Here is a 16,214-nt window from a genome sequence, read left to right as displayed (position 1 = left end):
TCCGGCGAGTAATCGATTGCCAGGCTTCGTAAGCTGTCTACTGGAGTCTTGTTCCTTACCCGTCCAGCGGAGCCCGTGTGCTGTCCAGCTACCGCCAGATCTTCGCCGCCCCCGGCAGTCTGGCCTTCTCGTCCTCCGGCTTCATCGCCCGGCTGCCGATCTCGATGACCGGGATCGGCATCGTGACCATGCTGTCCCAGCTGCGCGGCTCGTACGGGATGGCGGGCGCGGTCGCGGCGGTGCTGGCCCTGGCTGCGGCGGCGCTGGGCCCGCAGGTCTCCCGCCTGGTGGACCGGTACGGGCAGCGCCGGGTGGCCCTGCCCGCCACCGCGCTCACGATGGCCGCAGCGGTCGCGCTGCTGCTGTGCGCGCGCTTCGAGGCACCGGACTGGACGCTGTTCGTCGCCGCCGCCGGGATGGGCGTGATGCCGAGCACCGGCTCGATGGTCCGGGCCCGCTGGGCGCATTTGTACAGCGGCGAGCCGCCCAGGCTGCACACCGCGTACTCCTTCGAGGCGGTGGTGGACGAGGTCTGCTTCATCGTCGGCCCGATCCTGTCCATCGGCCTGGCCACCTCGGTCTTCCCGGAGGCGGGCGTGCTGCTCGCCGGGGTCTTCCTGACCGTCGGCGTGGTGCTGTTCACCGCCCAGCGGCGTACCGAACCCCCGGTGCACCCGGAGGCGCACCACGAAGGCCGCTCGGCGATCCGCTCGGCGGGGCTGCAGGTGCTGGTGCTGACCTTCGTCGCGACCGGGGCGATCTTCGGTTCGGTCGAGGTGGTGACGGTGGCCTTCGCCCAGGACCAGGGGCACACGACGGCCGCCAGCCTGGTGCTGGCCGTGTACGCGCTCGGCTCCTGCCTGGCCGGGGTGGTCTTCGGGACGCTGAAACTCAAGGGCTCGATGGCGGGGCGGTTCCTGGTCGGGGTCGCCGTGATGGCGGCCAGCATGGTGCCGCTGGTGGTGGTCTCCGGGCTGGTGGCCGGCGTGACCGGGCTGGCCGCGATCGGCGGGGCGCTCTTCGTGGCGGGCCTTTCCATCTCGCCGACCCTGATCACGGCGATGGCCCTGGTCGAGCGGCTGGTACCGGTCTCCCAGCTGAACGAGGGGATGACCTGGACGACCACCGGGCTGGCGCTGGGGGTGGCCCTCGGCTCCTCGGCCGCGGGCTGGGTGGTGGACGCCGAGGGCAGTGCCGCCGGGTACTGGGTGCCGGTGGCGGCCGGACTGTTCGGCGTGCTGACGGCACTGGCGGGCCTGCCCCGGTTGCGGGCCGGGCTGACCTCCGCGGCCCGCGCTGCGGACGAGACGGCGCTCAGCGGCAAGGCGTAGACCGGCGCCGACCAACTGGCTACGCTCCCCCTACTCGTTGGTAGGACGTGCGGGGGCCTGCGCTCCCGGCACCCGAGCAGGAGGCACCCGCATGCCGCAGGGCAGCACCACCGGCTGGACCAACTGGGCCGGCAACCAGAGCGCCCGCCCGAGCCGGGTGGCCGCCCCGGCCTCGGCCGCCGAGCTGGGCGAGGTGATCCGCCGGGCCGCCGACGAGGGCAGGACGGTCAAGGCGGTCGGGTCCGGCCACTCCTTCACCTCGATTGCCTCCGCCGGTGACGGCGTGCTGGTCCGCCCCGACGCGCTGACCGCCGTCCGGGAGCTCGACCGCGAGGCCGGGACGGTCACCGTGGAGTCCGGGCTGCCCCTCGCCAAGCTCAACCGGCTGCTGGAGGCCGCGGGCCTCTCCCTCACCAACATGGGCGACATCGAGGTCCAGACCGTCGCCGGCGCCACCAGCACCGGCACCCACGGCACCGGGCGCGACTCGGGCTCGCTCGCGGCGCAGATCAAGGCGCTGGAGATCGTGCTGGCGGACGGTAGCGTCCAGCGCTGCTCGCCGACCGAGAACGCCGAGCTGTTCCGGGGCGCCCGGCTCGGCCTGGGCGCGCTCGGCGTGGTCAGCGCGATCACCTTCGGGGTCGAGCCGGCCTTCCTGCTGACGGCCCATGAGAAGCCGATGACCTTCGACGAGGTGCTGGGCGGCTTCGACGAGTTCGCGGCCGTCAACGAGCACTTCGAGTTCTACTGGTTCCCGCACACGGACCGCTGTTCCACCAAGCGCAACAACCGCAGCCAGGGCCCGGCCAGGCCGCTGCCGCCGTTCAAGGCCTGGCTGGACGACGACTTCCTCTCCAACACCGTCTGGGAGGGCGCCTGCCGGGTGGGCCAGCGCTTCCCGCGGACCGTCCCGACGATCGCTCAGGCCGCGAGCCGGGCGTGGTCGGAGCGGACCTACACCGACCTCGCGTACAAGGTGTTCACCAGCCCGCGCAAGGTGCGCTTCATCGAGATGGAGTACGCCGTGCCGCGCGAGGCGGCCACCACCGTGCTGCGGGAGCTGAAGGCCCTGGTCGAGCGGTCCGACTGGCGGATCAGCTTCCCCGTCGAGGTGCGGATCGCCCCCGCCGACGACCTGTGGCTGTCCACCGCGAGCGGCCGGGACACCGTCTACATCGCCGTCCACCTCTACCGGGGCACCGCCGAGCAGGGCTACTTCACCGAGGTGGAGAAGCTGATGACGGCTCACCAGGGCCGCCCGCACTGGGGCAAGCTGCACACCAGGGACGCGGCCTACCTGGCCTCGGTGTACCCGCACTTCGCCGACTTCACGGCGCTGCGCGACAAGCTCGACCCCGGTCGGCTGTTCGCCAACGACTACCTGCGCCGGGTGCTCGGCGAGTAGCCGCTCAGGGTGTCGGGGCGGCCGTCGGCGGGGTGGCGGACGAGGTCGCCGCGTCGCCGGAGCTGCCGGTCGGTGTGGTCGTCGGCGTCGCGGTGGGCGAGGGGCTTCCGCTCACGGACGGGGACGGCGACGGCGAGGTGGAGGCCGAGGGGCTGCTGCTCGGCGACCCCGAGGGGGTGGCACTCGGCGACGTCGAGGGGACGGCCGGCGGGCCGGTGCTCGCGCTCCCGGAGGGCTCGACCGACGGCGCGGGGGACGTTCTGCCGCCCGGGTTCAGGGAGGTGCCCGAGCCCGACCGGCCCGTGGTGATGTCGTGCAGCGGCTTGCCGGCCGCCACCTCGACGACCAGGATCGGCGTCATCGCGACCGCGAAGACCAGCGCCGAGACGGCGGCGTACGTCTTCCAGGTCCAGCGCCGCTTGGCCCGGACGGTCCGCGGCGCGTTCCAGTCGGAGGAGATCTCGGCCACCGGCTCCGGCTGCGGGTCGACAGCGCCGCGCAGGTGCTCGCCGGTGCGCTTGAAGAGGTGCTGGAAGACCGCGCCGCCGACCGTGGCCCCGACGCTGACCACGGCCGCGCCGATGATCGTCCCGTACACACCGAGCCCGGAGGCGAGCACCGCGCCGGCCACCGTCGCCAGAGCACTGGCGGCCACCTGAGCCACACTCAGGTCGATCCGCCTTCGGCCGTCGACGGCGGGCTTCGGCGGCGCCTGCGCGCTCTGCTGTGGCATCAACATCCCTCGGTCGGTACGGCTCGACATCGAACAAGTCCCTCCATCTTGCACAAAGAAGGACACAAGGGTCGAAATTCTGGTTCTGGGCGGTCGATATATGTGAAGATGATCACCGTCCACTGACCAGCGGTCGGCCATTGGAGTGCCCTCCCTTGAGATTCCCGTGAATCGCGGGAGACTTGAGCGGCGAGCCGCCCCTCCGGATGCCACGAATGGAGTACTGTTCGTGGAGCCTGAGCCTTCGGTCAACGTGTCGACTGTCCATCAGACGGCGGCCGGGGCACCCGGGCGCGACGTCGACCGGCGACGTGGCAAACAGGCAACCGTGCCACAACGGCAGGTCCGGGCGAAAGCCCGACACGCCGAGTAACTCTGCAAGGTTGTGGCCAGTCGCGAGTGGGCAGGCCACACTCAGTACGGGAGCAGCGACGCAGGTGACGTCGGCAGGCACCACCCGGGAGGTAACCGTGCCCGAACTGCGCGTCGTGGCCGTCAGCAATGACGGCACACGTCTGGTGCTCAAGGCTGCCGACAGCACGGAGTACACCCTCCCCATCGACGAGCGGCTGCGCGCCGCCATCCGCGGTGACCGGCCCCGCCTCGGCCAGATCGAGATCGAGGTCGAGAGCCACCTGCGGCCGCGGGACATCCAGGCGCGGATACGAGCCGGTGCCTCCGCGGAGGAGGTCGCCCAGGCCGCCGGCATCTCGGTGGACCGGGTACGGCGCTTCGAGGGCCCGGTGCTGGCCGAGCGCGCCTTCATGGCCGAGCGGGCGCGGAAGACCGCGATCCGACGCCACGGCGAGTCCACCGGCCCGCAGCTGGGCGAGGCGGTGGCCGAGCGGCTGGCGCTGCGCGGCGCGGAGAAGGACGCCGAGCGGTGGGACTCCTGGCGGCGTGACGACGGCACCTGGGAGGTCATCCTCGCCTACCGGGCCGACGGCGAGGGCCGCACCGCGAGCTGGACGTACGACCCGCCGCGCCGGCTGGTGCAGCCGAACGACGACGAGGCCCGCGCGCTGATCGGCGAGAGCGTCGAGCGCGAGGAGGACTCGGTCTTCCCGTTCATCCCGCGGATCGCCCGGCTCCCCCAGGACCGTCCGGCCCGCCCGATGATCGAGCGCCCCTCGGCGGACCGGATCATGTCCGCTCGCGAGGTGCGGGAGAGCCGGGAGGCCACGGCCGAGAACCGGGACTCGCTCACCAGCCTGCTCGACGTGGTGCCGGCCTTCCGTGGCGACCTCGCCGTCCCCGCGGTCGAGCCGGTGCCGAGCGAGGCGCCGGAGGAGGCCGAGGAGCAGCAGGCCCCTGCGGCCAGCATCGGTGCGGGCTCCGCGTACGCGGACATCCTGATGCCGCGTGCGGTCTCCCCGCACCGGGAGCGGCTGGTCGGCACGACGGACCGTCAGGCCGAGGCGGACGGCGTCCGGCCGGGCCGCCGGGCCACCGTGCCGAGCTGGGACGAGATCGTCTTCGGCAGCAGGCGCAAGAAGCAGGAGTAGCCCGCGCGGCCGAACCGTGCGCATTGGGCCAACCACAGCAGGGGCGCGGGGAACTGCGCGATCAACCGTGCACCTACGTCGTGCCCTGGTCGCGCAGTTCCCCGCGCCCCTGTGGGTACCCAACTGCGTCGGGGTCGCCCCTGCCGGTGGTCAGCCGGGCAGCTCTGTGGTGGCCACCGGGTTGTCGGGGTTGGCGGACCACTCGCTCCAGGAACCCGGGTAGAGGGCGACGCCCCGGAAGCCGGCCACCTCGAGGGCGAGCAGCTCATGGGCGGCGGTCACGCCCGAGCCGCAGTAGACGCCGACCCGCCGGTCAGCCGCGCCCAGCCCGCGGAAGCGCTCGGCCAGCACGGCGGGAGCAAGGAAGCGTCCGTCTGCAGCCAGGTTCTCCGTGGTGGGCGCGCTCACCGCTCCCGGGATGTGCCCGGCGCGCGGGTCGACCGGCTCGACCTCGCCCCGGTACCGCTCACCGGCCCGGGCGTCCAGCAGCAGTCCCTCGCGGGCCAGTCCGGCGGCCCGGGCGGCGTCGAGGGTGGGCAGCTGCCCGGGCACCGGCTTGAAGTCACCGGCCTGGGCCGGCGGCACCTCGGTGGTCTCCGGCAGCCCGGCCGCACGCCAGGCGGCCAGCCCGCCGTCCAGCACCCTGACCTCGGGGTGCCCGGCCCAGCGCAGCAGCCACCAGGCCCGGGCCGCCGAGGTGGCAGGCCCCGCGTCGTACACCACGACCGGGCGGTCGGAGCTCACCCCTGCACGGCGAAGGGCCCCGCCGAGGACCTCCGGATCGGGCAGCGGGTGACGGCCGGCGACGCCCGGTGGGGAGGCCAGCTCACGGTCCAGGTCGACGTAGTACGCGCCGGGCAGGTGCCCCGCCGCGTACTCCTCGGCCCCCGGCGGGCCGCCCAACTGCCAGCGGATGTCGAGCAGCACCGGCGGACGGGAGGAGTCGAGTGCCGCGGCGAGTTCGGTGACGGAGATCAGCGGTGAGGAGGTCATGTCCGCCATTGTGACGCGCGCGACTCCGCTCTTTGTACGGTCTTTGCCCGGCTCGCCGCGCGGCCGCACCCCGTCGGCGGGTCACGGGTGGAACCATCGCCCTGGGACGCGCGTCGGCCCCGTCGACCGCCCCCGTCGAGGAGGCACGCGATGACTGCGGTGAAGGTCCGGCTGGCTCAGGGCACGCCCTGCTGGGTGAGTCTGATGACCAGTGACCAGGAAGGCGCCATGGCCTTCTACGGCGCGCTGCTGGGCTGGGAGTTCACCCCCGGCCCCACCCCGCTCGGGGCGTACGTGCGGGCCACCCTGAACGGCGCCAAGGTCGCCGGCATCGGTGCCACCCCCGCGCGTACCGGCCACCCCGTCGAGTGGACCACCTACTTCGCCGTGGACAGCGCGGACGACGTGTCCCAGCGGATCCGCGAGTGCGGCGGCACCGTCGCGGTCGGGCCGCTGCAGGCCGAGCACGCCGGGCGGCTGGCGATCGCGGCAGACCTGTCCGGCGCGGTGTTCGGCCTCTGGCAGGGCGAGGAGCACATCGGCTGGGAGGTGGTCGGCGAGCCGGGCGCACCGGCCTGGAACGAGCTGCTGACCTCTGACGAACCGGCGGCCTCCGCGTTCTACGGCGCGGTGCTCGGCCGGTCCGTGGTCGAGTCGGACGCGGCGGCCGTCGCCCGGGGCGAGGACGACGCGACGCTGGTGGTCGGCGGCTTCCCGGTGGCCGGCATCCGGCGCAGCACCGACCTGCGGGACGGTCCGCCGCGCTGGCGGGTCCACTTCGCCGTCGCCGACACCGATCTGACGGTCCGCCGGGCTCTGCAGTTGGGCGGACGGGTACTGGTCGGCCCGCACGACACCCCGTACGGCCGGGTCGCCCGACTCACCGACCCCCAGGGCGGGCGCTTCTCGGTCGTCCAGACCTGAGCACCATACGCAGAGGGCCAACCACAGCAGGGGCGCGGGGAACTGCGCGATCAACCGTCAACGTACGTCGTGCCCTGGTCGCGCAGTTCCCCGCGCCCCTGGTGGGTACCCAGTTGCGTACCTACGTCTTGCTACGCGTGCTGGTTCTCGAAGGGGAGGACGTCCGGGGAGAGGACGGCCGCGCGGGCCGTGGCCGCCGTGAGGCGGCGGCGGTGGTGGCGGCGGCAGAGCACCTCGTACCCGACCTCGCCCTCGCTGACGGCGATGTCGCCGACGACGACCTGGGCGCCCTCGACGACCATCACGCCGCCGACGGTGCGGGCGTTGTGGGTGGCCCGGGCGCCGCACCAGCACAGGGCCTCGACCTGCAGGACCTCGACCCGGTCCGCGAGCTCGATCAGGCGCTGGGAGCCGGGGAAGAGCTTGGTCCGGAAGTCGGTGGTGATGCCGAAGGTGAAGACGTCGATGCCGAGCTCGTCGACCACCCGGGCGAGCTGGTCGACCTGCTCGGAGGTGTAGAAGTTGGCCTCGTCGCAGATCAGGTAGTCCACCTTGCCGCCCGCCGAGAGCAGCTGGACGACGTGCGCGTGGAAGTCGAAGCCGTCCGTGACCTCGACGGCGTCCGCGCGCAGGCCGAGCCGGCTGGAGATGGTGGAGGCACCCGCACGGTCGTGCCGGGAGAAGATGATCCCCTGCCGGCCACGGGCCGCGTGGTTGTGGTCCAGCTGCAGCGCGAGCGTCGACTTGCCGCAGTCCATCGTGCCCGAGAAGAACACCAGTTCAGCCATGGGTGGAGCAGAGGCCTTTCAGCGAAGGGACGGGATCAGGCGCGGACTTCGAGCAGCGGCACCAGCTGCTCCACCGGGGTCATCGAGCCGTGCAGGCCGACCATCGAGGACTCGCCGGGCTCGCTGCGCGAAGCGATCACCGCGACGTCGTCCCGGGCGGCGGCCACCACGTCGCCGATCCGCAGGTAGACCCGCTCGTCCACCACGGGGCCGAACCAGCCCGCCGCTATCGCCTGGTCCCTGGTCGCGACCCACATCCGGTCCCCGAGCACCTCGCTCCAGACCGTGAACACGTCGGCGGCCGCCCCCGGCACCGCGTACACGTGCCGGGCCCGGCCCTCGCCGCCCAGCAGGGCGACGCCCGCGCTGAGCTCCCAGTCCTCGTCGAAGTCGACCCGGTCCTCGGGCGCGATGTCGATCATGCCGTGGTCGGCGGTGACGTAGAGCGCCGAGCGCGGCGGGAGCTGTTCGGCGAGCCGCTGCGCCAGCCGGTCCACGGTGTTCAGGGTCATCCGCCACTCGTCCGAGTCGACCCCGAAGCGGTGGCCGGCGCCGTCCAGTTCGCTGACGTACGTGTAGACCAGTGCCCGGTCGTGCTCGCCCAGCCACTGGGCCGCGAGGTCCATCCGCTCCTCTCCGGTGGTCCGGCCGAGGAAGGTGCCGCCGGAGAGGGCGACCTGGGTGAGCGGGGTGGTCGAGAACAGCGGCGAGGAGACCTGGCAGGTCGCCACGCCGGCCGCCTGGACCTGCTCGAAGACCGTCGGGTACGGCTGCCAGCTGCTCGGCTCCACCGGCGGCTGCCAGCGCAGCTGGTTCATCAGGTAGCCGGCACCCGGCACCGCCACGGTGTACCCGGCCAGGCCGTGCAGGCCGGGCGTGAGGCCGGTGCCGACCGAGGCCAGCGAGGTCGCGGTGGTGGACGGGAAGCCCGAGGTGATCGCCCGGCCGCCGGCGATCAGCGAGGTCAGGAACGGCGCGTACTCGGGGTGACGCTTGATCAGCTCCCAGCCCATCCCGTCGACCAGGAAGACGCAGACCCGGTCGGCGGGCGCCAGCGGCAGGCCGCTCGCGAAGCCGGGCACGCCGAGACCTGCCGCCACGGCGGGCAGCAGGTCCGAGAGCGAGGTGCTCCCGTACGTGGGAGCGGGGGCGTCGGAGGGATCCAGGATCTCGAAAGCGTCGTAACCGAGGTGCGTCGTCATGGGGAGCGTCGGACCTCAGACCCGGTCGGCGATCGTGGCTTCGGACAGCGCGCGGGCGAAGATCAGCGCCTGCGACACCGTCTCCGGACCGTCCCCCGCCTCGCTGACCCGCAGTGACAGGTCGTCAGCCGTCGCCGAACCGGTGTAGCCGTGGTCGGCCTCGCAGTTCGGGTCGGAACAGCCGGCCGGCTCCAGGTCGATCCGCTGCACCGCGCCCCAGCCGATGGTCAGCACGACCTCGCGGGGCAGCGTGCCGGGCGTGTACGTCTCCGGGTTGGAGACCATCCGGCTGAGCACCACCGAACCGATCCGGTCGAGCCGGACGCACTCGGTGGAGGTGGTCGCGTACGGCACCGGGCTGGTCGCGTCCCCGGCCTGCTCGTCGGTGTGGCTGACCACGAAGCGGGTCGGGGTCAGTACCAGCACGGTGACGTGCCGGCGGACCTCGTTCGCGTCGAAGGTCGTCTCCTGGTGGACCAGGTAGGAGGTGATCGGCTCGGGGCCCACCGCGGACTCGACGGCCTCGGACACCAGGGCCGGGTAGTAGCCGCTGCGCTCGATCGCCGAGCGCAGGTCCTGCGTGGTGGTGGTACCGGTCTTCGCCATAGCTCCATCCTGGCATGTCCCGCCGCCGAAGCGGGCGGCACTGCGCCGAGCTTCTGGCCTTCCGCGCCTTCTGGCAGACGCAACCAAGGAAGGTTACAGGCTGCTCATCGCGCGCGGACCCAGATCGCTGCGCACCGGCAGGGGTGCGATGCGGACCCGGGCCCCCAGTACCGCAAGGCCGTGCGGGGCCACGACCACGGGTTCGAGATCGACCGAGGCCACCTCGGGCAGGTCGTCGACCAGCCGGGAGACCCGCAGCAGCAGTTCCTCCAGCGCGGCGGTGTCCACCGGCTCCGCGCCGCGCCAGCCGAACAGCAGCGGGGCGGCCCGCACCTCGCGGATCAGGGCGGCCGCGTCCTGGTCGGTGGCCGGGACCAGCCGGTGGGCGACGTCACCGAGCAGCTCGGCGGGGGCGCCGGCCAGGCCGAAGGAGAGGATCGCGCCGACGGCCGGGTCGACGGTCGCGCCGATCACGGTGTCCACACCGCGCGGGGCGAGCGGCTGGACCACCAGCCGGGCCTTGGCGGCACCGCCGAGCAGAGTGTCCAGCTCGCGGTACGCGCGGCGCAGACCCGGCTCGCCGGTGAGGTCCAGGCGGACGCTGCCCAGGTCGGGGCGGTGGCGCAGGTGCTCGGCGGTGGCCTTGAGGGCGACGGGGTAGCCGAGGGTGGCGGCGGCCCGGACGGCGCTCTCCTCGTCGGGGGCGGGAAGCGTGGGGAGCACGTCGATGCCGTAGTGGGCGAGCAGCGCGACGGCGTCCGCATCGGGGAGGGCGATCCTGGCGCCACCCGGCTGGGTGCGGGCGGCGACCGCCGTACGGGTCTCCAGGGCGGCCTCGACCAGGGTGCGCGCCTTGGCCTCCTCGATCCGGTCGAGCTCGGGGACGCGGGCGGTCTGCTCGGCCTCGGCCGTACGGCGGCGCCACTCGGCGTAGTGCACGGCCCGGGCGAGCGCGTGCACGGCGCGCTCGGGGGCCGGGTAGGCGGGGATGCCGGCGGCGCGGAGCCGGTCGGGGAGCTCGGTGAGCGCCAGGTGGGCGAGCAGCAGCGGCTTGCCCGCCTCCTGCGCACGGGAGGCCGCTTCGAGCAGGGCCTCGGCGAACGCGGGCTCGTCCGCGCCGAGATCCTCGGCGGGCAGGTGGGTGCCGATCGGCGGGATGGCCACCGCGATCACGGCGTCCACGGCCGGGTCGGTGAGCGCCACGTGGAGGGCGATCCGGAAGTTCTCGCCGGTGGCGCCGGTGGTGAGGTCGACGGGCGTACGGGGGCGCAGCCCGGCGCTCAGGCAGGCGTCGTGGGTGAGCAGACCGAGCGAGTCGGAGTTGCCGACCACGGCGACCCGGTCCCCGGCCGGGAGGGGCTGGCCGGCCAGCAGCTCGCCGGTGTCGTACAGCTCGGTGATGGTGTCCACCCGCAGTACGCCGGCCTGCTGGAACAGGGCGTCGACCGTGGCGTCCCGCAGGCCGCTCGCGGCGGGCTGGACGGCATGCCCGGGCGGGAGGCTGCCGGTGTGACGGGCGCCCTTGACCACCACGACCGGTTTGACGGCGGCCAGGCGGCGGGCGATCCGGGTGAACTTGCGCGGGTTGCCGAAGGACTCCAGGTAGAGCAGCACGACCCGGGTCGCCGGGTCCTCCTCCCAGTACTGGAGCCAGTCGTTGCCGGAGACGTCCGCGCGGTTGCCGACCGAGGCGAAGGAGGAGATGCCCAGGCCCCGGCGGTGGGCGGCCTCCAGGAGCGCGACGCCGATCGCGCCGGACTGGCAGAACAGGCCGAACGGGCCGCGTTCGGGCAGCACGGGGGCGAGCGAGGCGTTGAGCGGCTGCTCGGGGTCGGTGTTGAGCAGGCCGAAGGCGTTCGGGCCGACCACCCGCATCCCGGCGGCCCTGGCCTGGCGGACCAGCGCGCGCTGCCGGTCGCGGCCCTCCGGCCCGGTCTCGGCGTACCCGGCGGAGACCACCACCAGGCCCTGGACGCCGTGCGCGCCGCACTCTGCGACGGCGGCGGGGACCGCCGGGGCGGGCACCGCGATGACCGCGAGATCGACGGGGCCGGGGATCTCCAGCACCGAGCGGTAGGTGACGGCGCCGTCCAGCTCGGTGCCGGGCGGGGCGTTGCGGTTCACCGCGTACACCGGGCCGTGGAAGCCGGCCAGGTCGCGCAGCAGCGCGCGGCCGACGGACTGCGGATTGCGGGAGACCCCGAGCACCGCGACCGACCGCGGGGTGAGCAGCCGCTGGACGGAGCGGGCCTCGGCCCGGTGCTCGCGGGCCCGCATCACCGCCAGCGAGGCAGCGGTGGGCTCCAGGTCGAACTCGAGGTGGACGACGCCGTCGGCGAAGCTGCGGCGCTGGGTGTAGCCCGCGTCGGTGAAGACCTTGATCATCTTGCGGTTCTCGGGGAGCACCTCGGCCGTGAAGCGCAGGATGCCGCGCTCCTGGGCGACGGCGGCGATGTGCTCCAGCAGGGCGGAGGCGACACCGCGGCCCTGGTGGGCGTCCTGGACCAGGAAGGCGACCTCGGCGTCCGTCCCGCTCTCGGACGGGCGGCCCTCGGCGTCGATCCGGTCGTAGCGGACGGTGGCGATGAAGCGGTCCCGGACCACGACGGCCAGGCCGACCCGGTTGATGTAGTCGTGGTGGGTGAAGTGCCGGACGTCCTTGTCGGAGAGCCGGGGGTACGGGGCGAAGAAGCGGAAGTACTTGGACTGGTCGGAGACCTGTTCGTAGAACTCGACCAGCCGGTCGGCGTCGGCCGGGGTGATCGGCCGGATCCGGGCGGTGCCGCCGTCGCGCAGCAGGACGTCGGCCTCCCAGTGCTGGGGGTAGCTGTGCTCGTCGCTCCGCTGCGGGGGCCCGGGGTCGTCCACATTCGTCAGGTTATCCGGCGACGAGCCGCTTGGCGCCGGGTGCGACGGGGGTTGCGCACGCGTGCAACACTGGTCTAGACAACACAGCTCCACCCAGCACCACCTGAAAGGCACGTCTCATGGCCGAGCGCCGCGTCACCATCGGTTGGGCCGAGGGCCTGCACGCCCGTCCCGCCTCCATCTTCGTCCGCGCGGCCACCGCCGTGGGCGTGCCCGTCACCATCGCCAAGGACGGCGGCACCCCGGTCAACGCCGCCTCCATGCTCGGCCTGCTCGGCCTCGGCGCCGAGGGCGGCGAAACCGTCATCCTCGCCTCCGACGCCCCCGGCGCGGACGAGGCGCTGGACCGCCTCGCCAAGCTGGTCCAGGAGGGCCTGAGCGAGCTTCCCGCCGCCTGACCCCGCACCTCCCCTGGGGGCGCCCCTCTCACACAGGGGCGCCCCCAGGGGCGCGTGGGGGACCTCCCGGCCGAAGGCTGGGGGAGAACTGCGCGAATCGGAAGCCTCGATCGCCGCACCCGCCCTCCGGGGGCGAGTCGCACCACCTGCTCCGAGCAGCTTCCCGCGCCCCTGCTCGGTGCATGGCCGATCAGAAGACGGACCAGCCCGTCGCCGTCGTCAGCGCGTCGAGCGCCGCCACGCCCAGCACCGAGTTCCCCGCCGTGTCCAGCCCCGGGCTCCACACGCACACCGCGCCCCGCCCCGGCAGCACCGCCAGCACTCCCCCGCCGACCCCGCTCTTGCCCGGCAGCCCCACCCGGAACGCGAACTCCCCCGCCGCGTCGTACGTCCCGCAGGTCAGCAGCACCGCGTTCACCCGCTTCGCCTCGCTGCGCGTCAGCAGCCGCGAACCGTCCGCCCGCAGACCGTGCCGGGCCAGGAACCGTCCCACCAGCGCCAGATCACGGCAGCTCGCCGAGATCGCGCAGTGCGCGTAGTAGTGCGCCAGCACGCTGTCCACCGGGTTGCGCAGATTGCCGTAGCTCGCGATGAAGTGCGCCAACGCCGCGTTGCGGTGGCCGTGCCGCGCCTCCGATGCCGCCACCGTGTCGTCGGTGGAGATCAGCTCGTTGCCCGACTCCGCGCGCAGGAACTCCCGTACCGCGCCGGCCGCGTCACCCGACAGCTCCAGCAGCCGGTCGGTGACCACCAGCGCGCCCGCGTTGATGAACGGATTGCGGGGGATGCCGTGCTCGGTCTCCAACTGCACCAGCGAGTTGAACGGGTTCCCCGACGGCTCCCGGCCCACCCGCTTCCAGAGGTCGTCGCCGCCCTCCGCCAACGCCAAAGCGAGGGTGAACAGTTTGGAGATGCTCTGGATCGAGAACGGCCGCTCCCAGTCACCGGCCCCGTACACCTCGCCGTCCACGGTGGCCAGGGCCACCCCGAACGCCTCCGGATCCGCCGACGCCAGGGCGGGGATGTAGTCGGCGGGCCGGCCCCGGCCGGGGGTCCGGCGGGCGGTGTCCATCACGTCGTGCAAGAGCTCCTGGTAGTCCACGCGGCCATTGTGCCGGGGCCGTCCGAGGCGTGAAATCACCACCGTGTACCGACCGACCCCGCCTACCCCGATCTGACGGCCCGCCACCGCCGCCCTGCACCTGTGGCGGCGCAACGCGCTGCTCGGCATCGTGGCGGGCACGGGGGTCTACATGCTGGTCAGCCACCTCTGCTGATGGTGCATCGTTGTGGACAGCGCCGCACAACACATCCGACAATCTCCCCATGACGCCAGCTGAGTTCCGGACCCGAGTGTCCCGACCGTCGGAGGCCGAGCGGGACCGGGCGCTCGGCGTGCTCCGCGACAGCGTCGGCAGCGGCAGGATGTCCCACGACACCTTCATGGGCCGGATGGAGCTCGTGCTCACCGCCCGCAGCCAGGCCGAACTCGACCACGCGCTCCGCGACCTGCAGGCCGCCGGACGGGTCTCCGCACTGGCCCTGCGCACGGTCGGCCGGATCTCCGCCTTCACCGCCCGGCTGCGCCGCACCTGGCACACCGAGCAGCTCCCCGGCCTCAGCCTCCCGGCCCCCGGCACCGCACCCCTGCGCATCGGCCGCATCCCGGGGTCCGACCTACGCCTCAGCGACGGCTCGGTCTCCCGCCGGCACGCCGAACTCCGCTACGAGGCCGACGGCTGGACCCTCCACGACCTCGGCTCCACCAACGGCACCCACGTCAACGGCCTCCGCGTCGCCGGCACCATCCGCGTCCACCCCGGCGACCAGGTCCGCTTCGGCCGCCTCAGCTTCCGCCTGGCGGCGGGCTGATCAGCGAATCGCGGCTCTGTTGGACCGCACAGTGAGCAGCTGCGCTGCGAGGCGTTGGCGCCTCCGCGGACCACAGCGAATCGCCAGGGTGCGCCTGCCGCGCACCCTGGCCTGATCTCAACCCTTCACACAGACGACCTGCTTGAGGTGGGCGACCACCTCGACCAGGTCCTCCTGCTGGGCCATGACCTTCTCGATCGACTTGTACGCGCCCGGGATCTCGTCGACCACGCCGCTGTCCTTCCGGCACTCCACGCCCCGGGTCTGCTCCGCCAGGTCCCGCGCGGTGAAGCGCTTCTTGGCGGCGGTGCGGCTCATCTTCCGGCCGGCGCCGTGCGAGGCCGAGTTGAAGGCCGCCTCGTTGCCGAGACCGCGGACGATGTACGAGCCGGTGCCCATCGAGCCCGGGATGATGCCGAAGTCGCCGGAGCCGGCCTTGATCGCGCCCTTACGGGTCACCAGCAGGTCGACACCGTCGTACCGCTCCTCCGCCACGTAGTTGTGGTGGCAACTGATCACCTCGTCGAAGGTGACCCTAGCCTTGGGGAACTCACGGCGAACGATGTCCTGGAACAGCGCCATCATCACCGCGCGGTTGTTCTTGGCGTACTCCTGCGCCCAGAACAGGTCCTGACGGTAGGCAGCCATCTGCGGGGTGTCGGCGATGAACACCGCGAGGTCGCGGTCGACCAGGCCCTGGTTGTGGGGGAGCGACCGGGCGACGCCCATATGGTGCTCCGCCAGCTCCTTGCCAATGTTGCGCGATCCAGAATGCAACATCAACCAGACAGAACCGGTCGCATCAATGCAGACCTCGCAGAAATGGTTGCCTGATCCGAGCGTTCCCATCTGCTGCATGGCCCGCTCGCGCCGCCACTTCACCTCGTGCGCCACCCCGTCGAAGCGCAACCAGAAGTCGTCCCAGCCGGTCGTGGCGAACCCGTGGAGCTTGCGCGGGTCGACCGGCTCGGAGTGGAGGCCGCGGCCCACCGGGATGATCTGCTCGATCTTGGAACGCAGCCGGGACAGGTCGTCGGGGAGGTCGCGGGCGGTGAGGGAGGTCTTGACCGCGCTCATTCCGCAGCCGATGTCGACGCCGACGGCAGCGGGACAGACGGCACCCTTCATGGCGATGACGGAACCGACGGTCGCGCCCTTGCCCAGGTGGACGTCGGGCATCACGGCGAGGCCGTGCAGCCAGGGCAGGGAGCTGATGTTGCGAAGCTGCTGCATGGCCTGGCCCTCGACGGTGGCCGGGTCGGTCCACATCCGGATCGGGACCCGGACGCCAGGCACCTCGGTGTACGACATGGTTGAACGACCTCCAAAGGTCGGCTGATTCAAGCCTAGGTGGGGTGTACTGCCACGCGAAGCTTCCGGCGTGGCTCGGGGAAGTCTGAGAGGACGGCTCAGGCGGTGGCGCATCGGAGGGACAGCGGTCGTGGGGAGCTGTAGCGCCTGGTGGCTTGCTCGACCCGCATGGTGACCGCCTCCTCTCCTGTGATGTGCGCCTGACCGGCTGCGGGAGCTATCTACCCACAGCGGCGGCGAGAGCCGCAAGAGATTAAACGACGGCGGCCCGGCGGAGT

The 16,214-nt window shown here is 72.7% G+C and carries 15 protein-coding genes; 7 read left to right on the top strand and 8 right to left on the bottom strand.

Going from position 1 to position 16,214, the window contains the following annotated elements; translation table 11 throughout:
• The first annotated feature begins 77 nt into the window (after window positions 1-77).
• Together FB465_RS24940 and FB465_RS24935 are read left to right on the top strand one after the other, a co-directional pair.
• Window positions 78-1,331, top strand: coding sequence for an MFS transporter (locus FB465_RS24940; RefSeq protein ID WP_145794021.1), 1,254 nt, complete (start codon window positions 78-80; stop codon window positions 1,329-1,331).
• Window positions 1,332-1,422: 91 nt separating this feature from the next.
• Window positions 1,423-2,736: a D-arabinono-1,4-lactone oxidase gene (locus FB465_RS24935; RefSeq protein ID WP_145794019.1), complete on the top strand. Its 1,314-nt coding sequence runs from the start codon at window positions 1,423-1,425 to the stop codon at window positions 2,734-2,736.
• A 4-nt stretch (window positions 2,737-2,740) separates the two neighbouring features.
• Here FB465_RS24935 and FB465_RS24930 read toward each other — a convergent pair whose 3' ends face one another.
• Window positions 2,741-3,469 (bottom strand): hypothetical protein, encoded by a 729-nt coding sequence (locus FB465_RS24930; RefSeq protein ID WP_145794017.1) that lies wholly within the window; start codon window positions 3,467-3,469, stop codon window positions 2,741-2,743.
• Between the two features lie 437 nt (window positions 3,470-3,906).
• On the opposite strand from FB465_RS24930, the gene sepH reads away from it, so the two are divergent.
• Window positions 3,907-4,974 (top strand): septation protein SepH, encoded by a 1,068-nt coding sequence (sepH, locus tag FB465_RS24925; protein WP_145794015.1) that lies wholly within the window; start codon window positions 3,907-3,909, stop codon window positions 4,972-4,974.
• 150 nt (window positions 4,975-5,124) lie between these two features.
• Here the strand turns inward: sepH and FB465_RS24920 are convergent, their stop codons facing one another.
• A complete protein-coding gene (locus FB465_RS24920) occupies window positions 5,125-5,967 on the bottom strand; it encodes a sulfurtransferase (RefSeq protein WP_425461212.1) in 843 nt (280 codons plus the stop codon).
• Between the two features lie 150 nt (window positions 5,968-6,117).
• On the opposite strand from FB465_RS24920, the gene FB465_RS24915 reads away from it, so the two are divergent.
• The gene (locus tag FB465_RS24915; RefSeq protein WP_145794012.1) at window positions 6,118-6,891 is read left to right on the top strand and encodes a VOC family protein; all 774 of its coding nucleotides are present in this window, start codon (window positions 6,118-6,120) and stop codon (window positions 6,889-6,891) included.
• Between the two features lie 131 nt (window positions 6,892-7,022).
• Here FB465_RS24915 and FB465_RS24910 read toward each other — a convergent pair whose 3' ends face one another.
• The 4 genes from FB465_RS24910 to FB465_RS24895 form a co-directional block, all read right to left on the bottom strand.
• A complete protein-coding gene (locus FB465_RS24910) occupies window positions 7,023-7,679 on the bottom strand; it encodes a thymidine kinase (RefSeq protein ID WP_145794011.1) in 657 nt (218 codons plus the stop codon).
• 35 nt (window positions 7,680-7,714) lie between these two features.
• The gene (locus FB465_RS24905) at window positions 7,715-8,881 is read right to left on the bottom strand and encodes an alkaline phosphatase family protein (RefSeq protein WP_145794010.1); all 1,167 of its coding nucleotides are present in this window, start codon (window positions 8,879-8,881) and stop codon (window positions 7,715-7,717) included.
• A gap of 15 nt (window positions 8,882-8,896) precedes the next feature.
• Window positions 8,897-9,487: a DUF5998 family protein gene (locus FB465_RS24900; RefSeq protein WP_145794009.1), complete on the bottom strand. Its 591-nt coding sequence runs from the start codon at window positions 9,485-9,487 to the stop codon at window positions 8,897-8,899.
• Window positions 9,488-9,580: 93 nt separating this feature from the next.
• Window positions 9,581-12,355 carry a bifunctional acetate--CoA ligase family protein/GNAT family N-acetyltransferase gene (locus tag FB465_RS24895; RefSeq protein WP_145794008.1) on the bottom strand — a complete coding sequence of 925 codons (2,775 nt, stop codon included), beginning with the start codon at window positions 12,353-12,355 and terminating at the stop codon, window positions 9,581-9,583.
• 119 nt (window positions 12,356-12,474) lie between these two features.
• Between FB465_RS24895 and FB465_RS24890 the strand changes: the two genes are divergently transcribed.
• The gene (locus FB465_RS24890) at window positions 12,475-12,753 is read left to right on the top strand and encodes an HPr family phosphocarrier protein (RefSeq protein WP_145794007.1); all 279 of its coding nucleotides are present in this window, start codon (window positions 12,475-12,477) and stop codon (window positions 12,751-12,753) included.
• Between the two features lie 190 nt (window positions 12,754-12,943).
• Here FB465_RS24890 and FB465_RS24885 read toward each other — a convergent pair whose 3' ends face one another.
• Window positions 12,944-13,855, bottom strand: coding sequence for a glutaminase (locus FB465_RS24885; RefSeq protein ID WP_281292356.1), 912 nt, complete (start codon window positions 13,853-13,855; stop codon window positions 12,944-12,946).
• A gap of 94 nt (window positions 13,856-13,949) precedes the next feature.
• On the opposite strand from FB465_RS24885, the gene FB465_RS37985 reads away from it, so the two are divergent.
• Window positions 13,950-14,030, top strand: coding sequence for a hypothetical protein (locus tag FB465_RS37985; protein ID WP_145797571.1), 81 nt, complete (start codon window positions 13,950-13,952; stop codon window positions 14,028-14,030).
• 49 nt (window positions 14,031-14,079) lie between these two features.
• Window positions 14,080-14,625 carry an FHA domain-containing protein gene (locus FB465_RS24875; protein ID WP_145794006.1) on the top strand — a complete coding sequence of 182 codons (546 nt, stop codon included), beginning with the start codon at window positions 14,080-14,082 and terminating at the stop codon, window positions 14,623-14,625.
• A 117-nt stretch (window positions 14,626-14,742) separates the two neighbouring features.
• On the opposite strand, the gene FB465_RS24870 is transcribed toward FB465_RS24875, so the two are convergent.
• Entirely contained in the window at window positions 14,743-15,936 is a 1,194-nt protein-coding gene (locus FB465_RS24870; RefSeq protein WP_145794005.1) for an RtcB family protein, read from the bottom strand.
• Window positions 15,937-16,214 lie beyond the last annotated feature (278 nt).

Source organism: Kitasatospora atroaurantiaca, assembly GCF_007828955.1.
Classification (GTDB): Bacteria; Actinomycetota; Actinomycetes; order Streptomycetales; family Streptomycetaceae; genus Kitasatospora; species Kitasatospora atroaurantiaca.
The sequence above is the reverse complement of the archived record's forward strand: the minus strand, read 5'-3'. Positions and strand labels throughout refer to the sequence as shown.